We start from the raw sequence: 12758 nt of genomic DNA, 5'->3' as shown, positions 1-12758 counted from the left end.
CGGTGGTTGAACGTTAGCGCGTACCGCATACCTCGCACTGCGGGTGGCGCATCAGCTTCATTTCACGAAACTGGCAGGTCATGGCGTCGTACATCACGATTTTTCCGCTGGCGGGCGTGCCGTAGCCGGTCAGCAGCTTAATGGCCTCCATCGCCTGCAGGGAACCGATAGTGCCCACCAGCGGGGCCATCACGCCGGCTTCGACGCAGGTGAGGGCATTTTCGCCAAACAGGCGGCTCAGGCAGCGGTAGCAGGGTTCGCCCTGCTGATAGGTGAAGACGCTGATCTGCCCCTCCATGCGGATCGCCGCCCCGGAAATCAGCGGGGTTTGGTGGCGGAAGCAGCCGGCGTTGAGCTGGTTACGGATGGCGACGTTGTCGGTGCAGTCGAGCACCAGATCGTGCCCGGCAATCTGCGCCGCCAGCGCCGGTTCGTCCAGTAAGGCATTGAGCGGCACCAGATGAACGTGCGGATTAATGCGCGCCAGCGCCTCGCGGGCGGAATCCACCTTAGGCTGGCCGAGGGTGGCATCGCTGTGCAGCGTCTGGCGCTGCAGATTGGAGAGCGAGACGGTGTCGAAATCGAGCAGGGTGAGCTGCCCCACCCCGGCGGCGGCCAGATACTGCGCGGCGGCGCAGCCAAGCCCGCCGAGGCCGACCACCAGCACCCGAGCGGCCTTTAGCCGCTCCTGGCCGTCAAAATCAAAACCGCGCAAAACAATCTGCCGGTTATAGCGCAGCATCTCTTCATCGCTCAGCTCCACGGCCATTACAGCCCCCCAAACAGATGGCTGAACGGTTCGACCTCGACCCATTCGCCCGCTTCAACGTGGCCGCGCTCGCGCTCCAGCACGATAAAGCAGTTGCCGAGGCTGAAAGAGCTGAAAATGTGCGAGCCCTGATGGCCGGTGGTGGTCACCACCAGCTCGCCGTCCGGGTTGCGCTGCAGAATACCGCGTTGAAAATCGAGGCGGCCCGGCGACTTTTTCAGTCGTGTGGCGGCGCGTACCCGCAGGCGGGTTGCCTGAAGCGGGCCGTACTTGCCCGAGAGCTTCGCCAGCAGCGGCTGCACCAGCTGACAGAAGGTGACGGTGGCGGAAACCGGGTTGCCCGGCAGGCCGCAGAACCAGCTGCTGCTGAGCTTGCCGAAGGCGAAGGGTTTGCCCGGCTTGATCGCCAGCTTCCAGAAGCCGATCTCCCCCAGCTCTTCAAGAATGGTTTTGGTGTAGTCGGCTTCGCCCACCGAGACGCCCCCGGAGCTGATGACCACGTCGGCCTGCTGGTCGGCGGCGATAAAGGCCTCACGCAGTTGCGCCGGATCGTCAGGAATAATGCCGAGATTAATGACCTCGCAGCCCAGCTGTTCGAGCATCAGATGCACCGCCAGGCGGTTGGTATCGTAAATCTGGCCGTCGCCGAGCGGTTGACCCGGCAGCTGCAGCTCATCGCCGGTCGAGAAGACCGCGACGCGAATCTTGCGCACCACCTCGACGTCGGCAATGCCCAGCGAGGCCAGCACCGGCAGCTCGGCTACCGTCAGCGGCGTTCCCGCCGGGAAGACCACCGCGCCATGGGCGATATCTTCTCCGCGGCGGCGAATATGCTGCCCGGCTTTCACCGGCGCGGTAAAGCGCACGCCGGCGTCGGTCTGTTCAGTCTCTTCCTGCATGACTACCGCGTCGCAGCCTGCAGGCACCGGCGCGCCGGTCATAATGCGGATACAGGTGCCGGTGGGCCAGGCGTCGTGAAACGGCTGGCCGGCGAAGGCCTTCCCGGCGACCGGCAGGGCCGCGCCGTCGCGAAGGTCGCTCAACCGGACGGCATAGCCATCCATCGCCGCGTTATCAAAGCCGGGGACATCCAGCGGGGAGATAATGTCATGGGCGGTAACGCGCGCGAAGGCCTGCAACAGCGGTACAGTTTCCGTGGCGCTCAGCGGCGTAATACGATCGAGCATCTGGGTGAGGGCTGTGTCGAGCGGCATCAGTCCGGCGGTAAAATCCATGGGTCACTCCTGCGGGCAAAACGGCGAAAACGCCTATTATGGCAGAAAAGCGGCGCGGGCTGTATGCCACCTGGGTACGAGGCTTTACATCGCCCGCCGCTCTTTCTATATTCAAAAATTGTATAAGACATTCAGCAATATAATGATATCAATACCCTTATTCCTGACGTGACCGGCGCCGCGACGCGCTACGACAGGGCGGGGGCTATCCACTTCATCGTTAAGGACTGGCGAAATGGGCAAGGCGGTTATAGCAATTCACGGCGGCGCAGGGGCGATTTCTCGCGCGCAGATGACGCCGGAGCGGGAGCGGGAGTACGTGGCGGCGCTGTCGGCTATCGTCGAAAGCGGACAGAAAATGTTGGCTGCGGGCGCCAGTGCGCTGGATGCCGTGACCGAGGCCGTCCGTCTGCTGGAGGAGTGTCCGCTGTTTAACGCCGGGATCGGCTCGGTATTTACCCACGATCAAACCCACGAACTGGACGCCTGCGTGATGGACGGCTACAGCCTGCAGGCGGGGGCGGTGGCCGGGGTCAAACATTTACGTAATCCGGTGCTGGCGGCGCGTCTGGTGCTGGAGAAGAGCCCGCACGTGCTGCTGATCGGTGAGGGGGCGGAAAATTTCGCCTTCTCCCACGGAATGGCGCGCGTCGATAACGATCTCTTTTCCACCCCCGAGCGCCTGCTGCAGCTGCAGGAGGCGAAAGCGGGTGGGGAGATCATCCTTGACCACCATGCCGCTCCGCTCGACGAACGCCAGAAAATGGGCACCGTCGGGGCGGTGGCGCTCGATCTGGCCGGCAATCTGGCGGCGGCGACCTCCACCGGCGGCATGACCAACAAACTGCCCGGACGCGTTGGCGACAGCCCGCTGCCGGGCGCGGGGTGCTACGCCAACAACGCCAGCGTGGCGGTCTCCTGCACCGGCACCGGCGAAGTCTTTATGCGTACTCTGGCGGCCTACGATATCGCCGCCCTGATGGAGTACGGTCAGCTCAGTCTCTATTCTGCCTGCGAGCGGGTGGTGATGGAGAAGCTGCCGGCCCTCGGCGGCAGCGGCGGACTGATTGCCGTCGATCGCGAAGGCAACGTCGTTTTACCGTTTAACAGCGAAGGCATGTACCGCGCCTGGTGCTATGCCGGCGATACGCCGACCATTGGCATTTATCGCGAATAGAACAAGGGAGAGGGAGAGTGCCGCAAACTCACGAAACGGATACCTGCGAAGTACTGGTGGTGCGCAACCTGAACGTGGCGTTTCGCCAGCAGGATGCGCCAGAGGTGCAGGCCGTGCGTCAGCTTTCCTTCAGCCTGCGCCGCGGCGAGACGCTGGCGATTGTCGGGGAGTCTGGTTCGGGAAAATCGGTCACCGCTCTGGCGCTGATGCGTCTGCTTGACGCCGCCAGCAGCGAGGTGAGCAGCGAGGGGCTGTGGCTGCGACGGCGCAACCGGCAGGTGATCGCGCTCAATGAGCAATCGGAGGCCGAAATGCGCCGGGTACGCGGCGCGGACCTGGCGATGATTTTTCAGGAGCCGATGACTTCGCTGAACCCGGTGTTCACCATCGGCGAGCAGATCGCCGAATCCCTGCGTCTGCACCAGGGGCTGGGGCGCGAAGAGGCGCTGCGCGCGGCAAAAAAGATGCTCGACCAGGTGCGTATTCCCCAGGCGGAAGAGATGCTCTCACGCTATCCGCTCCAGCTCTCCGGCGGCATGCGCCAGCGGGTGATGATCGCCATGGCGCTCTCCTGTCGGCCGGCGGTGCTGATTGCCGACGAGCCGACCACGGCGCTGGATGTCACCATCCAGGCGCAAATTTTGCAACTTATCGCCGTCCTGCAAAAGGAGATGGCGATGGGGGTAATCTTTATCACCCATGACATGGGGGTGGTGGCCGATATCGCCGATCGGGTGCTGGTCATGTATCGCGGCGAGGCGGTGGAGACCGGCAGCGTCGAGGAGATTTTCCGTTCACCGCAGCACCCTTATACGCAGTCCCTGCTGGCGGCGGTCCCCCGGCTGGGTGAGATGCGCGGTCGGGATCTGCCGCGCCGCTTTCCGCTGCCGGGGCAGCCGCTGGCGGAGACAGAAACGCCAGACACGGTGGTGGCGGGGGAGCCGATTCTGCAGGTGCGCGATCTGGTGGCCCGTTTCCCGGTGCGCGGCGGGCTGCTCAATCGCGTGACGCGCGAAGTGCATGCGGTGGAGAAGGTGAGTTTTGATCTCTGGCCGGGAGAGACCCTCTCTCTGGTGGGGGAGTCCGGCTGCGGCAAGTCGACCACCGGCCGGGCGCTGCTGAGGCTGGTTGAGACTCAGGGTGGCACCATTACCTTCGACGGTCAGCGGATCGATACCCTCTCCGGCAGCAAGCTGCAGTCCCTGCGGCGCAATATTCAGTTTATTTTTCAGGATCCTTACGCCTCGCTCGATCCGCGCCAGACGGTCGGCGATTCGATTATGGAGCCGCTGCGGGTGCATGGCCTGCTGGACAGGGAGGCGGCGCGCGAGCGGGTCGCCTGGCTGCTGAAGCGCGTGGGGCTGCAGCCGGAGCATGCCTGGCGCTACCCCCACGCCTTTTCCGGCGGCCAGCGGCAGCGGATCTGCATTGCCCGCGCGCTGGCACTGAATCCGAAGGTGGTGATTGCCGATGAGTCGGTGTCGGCCCTGGATGTCTCCATTCGTGCGCAGATTATCAATCTGATGCTCGACCTGCAGCGCGAGATGGGCATCGCGTTTCTGTTTATTTCCCATGATATGGCGGTGGTGGAGCGCATCAGCCACCGCGTGGCGGTGATGTATCGCGGCCGGATTGTCGAAATCGGCCCGCGCCGCGCAGTGTTTGAAAACCCGCAGCACCCCTATACCCGTAAGCTCATGGCTGCCGTACCGGTGGCCGACCCGGCCTACCGTCATCCGCAGCGGGTCCTGCTGTCTGATGACGTCCCGGGCAATATTTATAAGCGGGGCGAGGAGATCGCCAGCCCGCCATTGCAGCAGGTTGGGCCGGGCCACTTCGTCGCCCGCGACGCCGCCGACGTGCTGGGCAGAACATAACAACACATAACGCACCTTTTCAGGAGAACACGATGACACAACCTGTTTCACGCAAATGGTGGCTGGCGCTGAGTATCGCGGCGGCCCTGGCGAGCGCCCCCGCTTTTGCCGCCAAAGATGTGGTGGTGGCGGTCGGGTCTAACTTCACGACGCTCGACCCCTATGATGCTAACGATACTCTGTCGCAGGCGGTGGCGAAGTCCTTTTATCAAGGCCTGTTCGGCCTTGATAAAGAGATGAAGCTGCAAAATGTCCTTGCCGAGAGCTACACCGTGTCGCCGGATGGCCTGGTGTACACCATCAAGCTGCACAGCGGGGTGAAATTCCAGGATGGCACCGACTTTAACGCCGAGGCGGTCAAGGCTAACCTCGACCGCGCCAGCAACCCGGAAAACCATCTCAAGCGCTATAACCTGTATAAAAATATCGCCAGCACCGAGGCGGTTGATCCGACCACGGTGAAAATCATCCTTAAACAGCCGTTCTCGGCGTTTATTAATATTCTCGCCCATCCGGCGACAGCGATGATTTCGCCGACGGCGCTGAAAAAATATGGCAAGGATATCGGCTTCCACCCGGTGGGCACCGGGCCGTATAAGCTCGATACCTGGAACCAGACCGATTTCGTGAAGGTCAGCAAGTTCGATGGCTACTGGCAGCCGGGGCTGCCGAAGCTGGATTCCATTACCTGGCGACCGGTGGTCGATAACAATACCCGGGCGGCGATGCTGCAGACCGGCGAGGCGCAGTTTGCCTTCCCGATCCCCTATGAGCAGGCGCCGCTGCTGGCGAAAAACAGCAAACTGGAGCTGGTGGCCAGTCCGTCGATCATGCAGCGTTACATCAGCATGAACGTGACGCAGAAACCGTTCGATAATCCGAAGGTGCGCGAAGCGATCAACTACGCCATCAACCGCCAGGCGCTGGTCAAGGTGGCGTTTGCCGGCTATGCCACCCCGGCGACCGGCGTGGTGCCGCCATCGATTGCCTACGCTCAGAGCTACCCCGCGTGGCCTTACGATCCGGCGAAAGCGCGCCAGCTGCTAAAAGAGGCCGGCTACCCCAACGGGTTTAGCACTACGCTGTGGTCGTCACATAACCACAGCACCGCGCAGAAAGTGCTGCAGTTTACCCAGCAGCAGTTGGCGCAGGTGGGCATAAAGGCGCAGGTGACGGCGATGGACGCCGGTCAGCGGGCGGCGGAAGTGGAAGGTAAAGGGCAGAAAGAGAGCGGGGTACGGATGTTCTATACCGGCTGGTCCGCCTCCACTGGCGAAGCCGACTGGGCGCTGTCGCCTCTGTTTGCTTCCCAAAACTGGCCGCCGACCCTGTTTAACACCGCTTTTTACAGCAACCCGCAGGTTGATAGCGCGCTGAGCGAGGCGCTGAAAACCACCGATCCGCAAGAGAAAACCAAACTCTACAAAGCGGCGCAGGATATTATCTGGAAAGAGTCGCCGTGGGTGCCGCTGGTGGTGGAGAAACTGGTCTCCGCCCACAGCAAGAACCTCACCGGCTTTTATATCCAGCCGGACACCGGCTTCAGCTTCGAACAGGCAGATTTAACACCGTGAAGGTCGAGATGATGCCCTCCGGCGCTAGTGGGCGGAGGGCGGTTTTTCCGCGGGGCGGGTTGTGGAGGTACGATGCTCAACTATGTGATTAAGCGCCTGCTGGGGCTGATCCCCACCCTGCTAATCGTCGCGGTGCTGGTGTTTCTCTTCGTCCATATGCTGCCCGGCGACCCGGCGCGGCTGATTGCCGGACCAGAGGCCGATGCCCAGGTGGTGGCGATGGTGCGCCAGCAGCTGGGGCTTGACCAGCCGCTGCACGTCCAGTTCTGGCACTACATCACCAACGTGCTGCGCGGCGATTTTGGCATGTCCATGGCCTCGCGGCGTCCCGTTGCCAGTGAGATAGCCAGCCGCTTTATGCCCACCCTGTGGCTGACGCTGGCCAGCATGAGCTGGGCGGTGCTGTTTGGCATGGCGGCGGGGATCGCGGCGGCGGTGTGGCGCAATCGCTGGCCTGACCGTCTGGGAATGGCGCTGGCGGTGAGCGGTATTTCGTTTCCGGCCTTTGCCCTCGGCATGCTGCTGATGCAGGTGTTTTCGGTTGAGCTGGGCTGGCTGCCGACGGTGGGCGCCGACAGCTGGCGGCACTATATTTTGCCGTCGCTGACCCTCGGCGCGGCGGTGGCGGCGGTGATGGCGCGCTTTACCCGCGCGTCGTTCGTCGATGTGCTGCATGAAGACTATATGCGTACCGCCCGGGCGAAAGGGGTGAGCGAAACGCGGGTGGTGCTCAAGCATGGTCTGCGCAATGCGATGATCCCGGTGGTCACCATGATGGGGCTGCAGTTCGGTTTCCTGCTCGGCGGCTCGATCGTCGTGGAGAAGGTCTTCAACTGGCCGGGGCTGGGGCGACTGCTGGTCGATTCGGTAGAAATGCGCGATTACCCGGTGATTCAGGCGGAAGTGCTGCTCTTTTCGCTGGAGTTTATTCTTATCAATTTAGTGGTGGATGTGCTGTACGCGGCCATAAACCCGGCTATCAGGTATAAGTAAGGTGCGATTGCTTAACTGGAGAAGGCAGGCGGCGCTGAACGCCATGCCGGGCATCAGGCCCGGCGAGATCCATACCCCCTGGCATGAGTTCTGGCGGCGCTTTCGGCGTCAGCCGGTGGCCATGGGCGCCGGTATTTTCGTGCTGTTGCTGATTGCGGTGGCCATCGTCGCCCCATGGATAGCGCCGTACGATGCGGAAAATTATTTCGACTACGACCGGCTTAACGAGGGGCCTTCGCTGGTGCACTGGTTCGGTGTCGACTCTTTGGGGCGCGATATTTTCAGCCGGGTGCTGGTGGGGGCGCAGATCTCGCTGGCCGCGGGGGTGCTGGCGGTGCTGATTGGCGCGGCCATCGGCACGGTGCTTGGGCTGCTGGCCGGCTACTATGAGGGCTGGTGGGACCGGCTGATTATGCGTCTGTGCGACGTGCTGTTCGCCTTTCCGGGGATCCTGCTGGCGATCGCGGTGGTCGCCGTCATGGGCAGCGGGATGGCCAACGTGATTATCGCCGTGGCGATCTTCTCTATCCCGGCGTTCGCCCGGCTGGTGCGGGGCAACACCCTGGTATTAAAGCAGCAGACTTTTATTGAATCGGCGCGCAGCATTGGCGCCAGCGATGCCACCATCCTCTTCCACCACATCCTGCCGGGGACGGTGTCGTCGATCGTGGTTTATTTCACCATGCGCATTGGGGTATCGATTATTTCGGCGGCCAGTCTGTCGTTTCTCGGTCTCGGCGCGCAGCCGCCCACGCCGGAGTGGGGCGCGATGCTCAACGAGGCGCGGGCGGATATGGTGATGTCCCCGCACGTGGCGCTGTTTCCGGCGGTGGCGATTTTCGTGACCGTGCTGGCGTTTAATCTGCTGGGGGATGGCCTGCGCGATGCGCTGGATCCGAAGTTAAAGGGGTAGGGGACGTCGGGTGACGGTCTGGCGCACGACGGGGGGATAAGCTGCATCGGTTGCCACTTTCTCTGCCCGGGAAAAGCGTTTATCACGTGTGGCGTCAGCGCACATTGCGCTCCCGGTTAATTTTCTGCGTTATGTCTGGCTTGGCGCAGGGAGCGCACAGGGGGCGGCCAGTCGCCGCCGCCCCCTGTACCCCCGGGCTCCGGCCAGCAACATCGCCACTTCGTGGTGCCTTCGACTTATCCCTGCAGGCTGCGGGTCGGGCCGAGGCAGCGTCCGTGCAAAACATGGCCCTCAGCCCGCATCCATGCGGGCTGCCCCGGCCTTCCGGGAACGTCTCAGCGATGTTGAGGCCGCCAGCACCGGCAGTTTCAGCGGCCCCATGTCCGGCGGCGATTCACATATTGGGACTGGACCCCGTAGGCCGGGTAAGCGTAGCGCCACCCGGCAAAATAACGGCGCAACAGGGTTGCCTGGAAGGTCATCAACGCTTGCCCGGCGGCGCTGCGCTTGCGGGGGCCTGGGGGGGAGCCTACGGGAGGACTCCGTAGGCTGGGGAATGCACTAAGCCGCTATCCGGGAAGCTGGACTAGACCCGGGTTCCCCACAGGTCGTATTCGTCGGCGTGCTCGACTTTCACCCGCACCACGTCGCCCGGCTTAACGCGGGTTTCGCCGTTCAGGTAGACCGCGCCGTCGATTTCCGGGGCGTCGGCCATGCTGCGGCCAATGGCGCCTTCTTCATCAACTTCATCCACCAGCACCAGGATTTCGCGACCCACTTTTTCCTGCAGACGCTCGGCAGAGATCTGCTGCTGCAGCTGCATAAAGCGGTTCCAGCGCTCCTCTTTCACCTCTTCCGGCACCTGATCCGCCAGCTCATTGGCGGTGGCGCCTTCAACCGGGCTGTACTTGAAGCAGCCGACGCGGTCGAGACGCGCCTCTTTCAGGAAGTCGAGCAGCATCTGGAAATCTTCTTCCGTTTCCCCCGGGAAGCCCACGATAAAGGTGGAGCGCAGGGTCAGATCCGGGCAGATTTCACGCCACTGCTTGATGCGCGCCAGCTGACGGTCAGCGGAACCTGGACGCTTCATCAGCTTCAGGATGCGCGGGCTGGCGTGCTGCAGCGGAATATCGAGGTACGGCAGAATTTTGCCTTCTGCCATCAGCGGGATCACATCGTCAACGTGCGGGTACGGGTAGACATAGTGCAGGCGCACCCAGATGCCGAGCTTCGCCAGCTCTTCGCACAGGCTGACCATGCTGGTCTTCACCGGCATACCGTTGTGGAAACCGGTGCGGTGCTTGACGTCGACGCCGTAGGCGGAGGTGTCCTGCGAAATCACCAGCAGCTCTTTCACGCCAGCGTCAGCGAGGCGTTTGGCTTCCGCCAGCACTTCGCCAATCGGACGGCTCACTAGGTCGCCGCGCATGGACGGAATAATGCAGAAGGTGCAGCGATGGTTGCAGCCTTCAGAAATTTTTAAGTAGGCGTAGTGGCGCGGCGTCAGCTTAACGCCCTGTTCCGGCACCAGGCTCAGGAACGGGTTGTGCTTCGGCTTTGGCGTATAGTGGTGGACGTGCTCCAGCACCTGCTCATAGCTGTGCGGACCGGTGATCTCCAGCACCTTCGGGTGCACTTCACGGATCTGATCCTCTTTTGCGCCGAGACAGCCGGTGACGATCACCTTGCCGTTCTCTTTCAACGCTTCGCCGATCGCTTCCAGCGATTCCTGCACAGCGCTGTCGATAAAGCCGCAGGTATTAACGATCACCATATCGGCGTTGTCGTAGGTAGGGACGACGTCATAACCTTCGGTGCGCAGTTCGGTCAGGATACGCTCTGAGTCCACGAGGTTTTTCGGGCAGCCCAGGGAGACGAAGCCGATTTTCGGCTGGTGCGTGACATTGCTCATAGCTTAAAAAGTGTTCAATTATTGGAATGGTCAGGGCAGGAATTCTACAGATCTTTGCGAAAAAGAGTATAGCTCCGTCACGGTTAATGGTGAAAAAGCGCACCCAGCCCTGCCTTTCATGCCCCTGCCGCTAAAGCGGATCCCGCACGCCCCGGAGCAGAGGGGCGGGAAACGCTTCCGGCAAGCCGTGCGCGCAGGCGGCGATTCACGCCCGGCGTTGCTGCCGGGCAGAGACTTATTGCGCCGGGGTGACGGCTCCGGAGGGGGCGGCGCCGGGCTTTTTCGGCTCGCGCTTATCCTGCAGCGTGAAGACAGAGATCAAAGTAAATAGTCCGGCGATGCCGCCGAGGATCAGATAGGTGTCGGCGAAGCCAATGGTATCGTACAGATAGCCAGCCAGCGGGGAGTAAATGGCGGTGGCGATCGAGGCGACAAACAGCACCAGTAAATAGACTGTCGAAGAGAGCTTGTGGTCGAAGTTGGCGGCGATGAATTTAAAGACCGACACCAGAATTAACGGTTTCTCCAGGGCATGCATCATTTTTACTGCGCCAATCCACACCGGTCCGAGAGGCACCGCCGAACCAACAATACGTACCGACATGATCAGCCCGGCAATGATCAGCGCCCACTTGGCGCCGGTCCGGTTAACAAACCACGGCATCAGGCATAAGAACAGCGTTTCGCCGCAAACCTGAATGGAGGCGAGGATCCCATACCAGCGGTTGCCTTCCTCCGGCGTCGGGAACTGTTGCGAGAAGTACTGGGCAAACTGCTGATCGTAGGTGTCATAAATTTGCGTGACGAACAGGGTAAAGAGCAGCAGCATCCAGAACTGACCGTTCTTCGCCAGCTCGAGGGCATGGGAGACCTTCAGCGATTCGCTTCGCGCCACATCAGCGTCGGTTAATTCAATTTTGGTCAGCATAAAGCAGATGGCGGCGATGACGATGGCGAGGCTGGCGAGCCAGAAGGCCAGATTAGGATTGCTGTCGATATATTTACCCACAATCCAGGCCGCCGCTGCCCAGCCTAACGAGCCCCACATCCGCACCCGACCGTATTCGAACTGGTAGCGACGGGAAATCTTATCGATGTAAGAGTCGATCACCCCGCAGCCGGAGTTAAAGATGATCCCCAGATAGATCCCCCCCAGCAGCGCGCCGAACCAGAAATTGTGCACCAGCAGCGGCGCGTAAACATAGATAAAGAAGGGGCCCACCGGCAGGAGCAGGGCGACCAGCAGCCAGATAAGCCGTTTTTTCAGGCCGAACTTGTCGGAGATAAAGCCGAAGAAAGGTTGCATCAGCAGGGCGATAAAGGCGTTGACCGAGTAGAGCAGGCCGGTCTTCGTGGCGCTGATGCCAAGATGCTGGGTGGTCCAAATGACAAAGAAAGCCATGGTCGACGACCAGGCGAACAGGTAGAGGAAATCGAATAGACTCAACAGAAGGTAGTTTCTTTTACCGGGCGTCATGGTTCAGTTCCTTGCAAACGGGCAGAGAGATTATCAGCGAACCGCGGCCGCGGTCGCTGTTTTTATTAAATGTTATACGTATTACATTAATGATTTGTTATGGCATTCTGTCTTACGATCGTGCAATAGCGTCTGCGATATAATGTGATCATTGCAGCACTATTTTGGCCACTTAATGGCGATTATGGCGATTTTGTTTCTTTGCGAAATTAAATGTGATCGTGTGACATTATTTTTGTTGTAGACCTGACAAAGCGGCAAGGTTGTCAAATTGTAAAGGGTGTTAAAGTCTTGGGAATAATTGACCTGGCGCATCATTTTGTACAAAAAATAACCGTATTATGGATAGGGTAAAGGACGACAGAGGAGGAACCGTGATGACCGTTGACAGACTATACCGCCACCTTTTGCAGAAGCTCATTAACGCCAATATCGATATTGACGCCTATCTGCAGCTGCGGAAGGCCAAAGGCTACATGTCAGTCAGCGAAAATGACCATCTGCGTGAAAACTTGTTTGAGCTTTGCCGTGAAATGCGTGCCCAGGCGCCGCGCCTGCAGCATGTCATTTCACCGGAGGAAAAGGATGCCCTTCGTTTGGCCGGCGAGTCCGTCGCCGCCGCTGCAGTATGCCTGATGAGCGGGCATCATGATTGTCCGCTGTACATCGCTGTTAACGTAGAGAAGCTAGAACGCTGTCTGACAGGATTGACTTCAAATATTCATAAATTGAATAAATTGTCGCCAATTCCTCATGCCTGATCGGCTGAAACCCAGGGGAAGTGGATGCTTCCCCTGTTAAAGGTTATGTAAAAATCCCCGCGCAAATTTC

General features: G+C 60.7%; 10 protein-coding genes. 6 read left to right on the top strand and 4 right to left on the bottom strand.

Annotation, left to right across the window (positions count from 1 at the left end; all coding sequences use genetic code 11):
• Window positions 1-13: 13 nt before the first annotated feature.
• Together moeB and moeA are read right to left on the bottom strand one after the other, a co-directional pair.
• Complete coding sequence (gene moeB, locus ACLH1I_RS06515) at window positions 14-769, bottom strand: molybdopterin-synthase adenylyltransferase MoeB (protein ID WP_064794452.1); 756 nt, start codon at window positions 767-769, stop codon at window positions 14-16.
• Window positions 769-2004 carry a molybdopterin molybdotransferase MoeA gene (moeA, locus tag ACLH1I_RS06510; RefSeq protein WP_049115005.1) on the bottom strand — a complete coding sequence of 412 codons (1236 nt, stop codon included), beginning with the start codon at window positions 2002-2004 and terminating at the stop codon, window positions 769-771. The genes moeB and moeA overlap by 1 nt, the downstream gene beginning before the upstream one ends.
• Before the next feature lie 235 nt (window positions 2005-2239).
• Here moeA and iaaA point away from each other — a divergent pair, with 235 nt between their 5' ends.
• From iaaA to gsiD, 5 genes are all read left to right on the top strand, one after another.
• The gene (gene iaaA / locus ACLH1I_RS06505) at window positions 2240-3181 is read left to right on the top strand and encodes a beta-aspartyl-peptidase (RefSeq protein ID WP_023320035.1); all 942 of its coding nucleotides are present in this window, start codon (window positions 2240-2242) and stop codon (window positions 3179-3181) included.
• A 17-nt stretch (window positions 3182-3198) separates the two neighbouring features.
• Entirely contained in the window at window positions 3199-5058 is a 1860-nt protein-coding gene (gsiA, locus tag ACLH1I_RS06500) for a glutathione ABC transporter ATP-binding protein GsiA (protein ID WP_198079570.1), read from the top strand.
• A gap of 32 nt (window positions 5059-5090) precedes the next feature.
• Window positions 5091-6632, top strand: a complete 1542-nt coding sequence (gsiB, locus tag ACLH1I_RS06495; RefSeq protein ID WP_032455764.1) for a glutathione ABC transporter substrate-binding protein GsiB — start codon at window positions 5091-5093, stop codon at window positions 6630-6632.
• 72 nt (window positions 6633-6704) lie between these two features.
• Window positions 6705-7625 carry a glutathione ABC transporter permease GsiC gene (gsiC, locus tag ACLH1I_RS06490; protein WP_004886274.1) on the top strand — a complete coding sequence of 307 codons (921 nt, stop codon included), beginning with the start codon at window positions 6705-6707 and terminating at the stop codon, window positions 7623-7625.
• Window position 7626: 1 nt separating this feature from the next.
• A complete protein-coding gene (gene gsiD / locus ACLH1I_RS06485; RefSeq protein ID WP_004886276.1) occupies window positions 7627-8538 on the top strand; it encodes a glutathione ABC transporter permease GsiD in 912 nt (303 codons plus the stop codon).
• 586 nt (window positions 8539-9124) lie between these two features.
• Here the strand turns inward: gsiD and rimO are convergent.
• Both rimO and ACLH1I_RS06475 read right to left on the bottom strand, forming a co-directional pair.
• Window positions 9125-10450: a 30S ribosomal protein S12 methylthiotransferase RimO gene (gene rimO, locus ACLH1I_RS06480; RefSeq protein ID WP_004141985.1), complete on the bottom strand. Its 1326-nt coding sequence runs from the start codon at window positions 10448-10450 to the stop codon at window positions 9125-9127.
• Between the two features lie 235 nt (window positions 10451-10685).
• Window positions 10686-11927 carry an oligosaccharide MFS transporter gene (locus ACLH1I_RS06475; RefSeq protein WP_049116963.1) on the bottom strand — a complete coding sequence of 414 codons (1242 nt, stop codon included), beginning with the start codon at window positions 11925-11927 and terminating at the stop codon, window positions 10686-10688.
• A gap of 377 nt (window positions 11928-12304) precedes the next feature.
• Between ACLH1I_RS06475 and bssR the strand changes: the two genes are divergently transcribed.
• On the top strand, window positions 12305-12688 hold the full coding sequence (bssR, locus tag ACLH1I_RS06470) for a biofilm formation regulator BssR (protein WP_004201285.1): 384 nt from the start codon (window positions 12305-12307) through the stop codon (window positions 12686-12688).
• Window positions 12689-12758 lie beyond the last annotated feature (70 nt).

The organism is Klebsiella sp. 1SOBk10mer (genome assembly GCF_046602535.1).
In the GTDB taxonomy this organism is placed as follows: Bacteria; Pseudomonadota; Gammaproteobacteria; order Enterobacterales; family Enterobacteriaceae; genus Klebsiella; species Klebsiella quasipneumoniae.
This window is presented reverse-complemented; position numbering and strand designations above follow the sequence as displayed.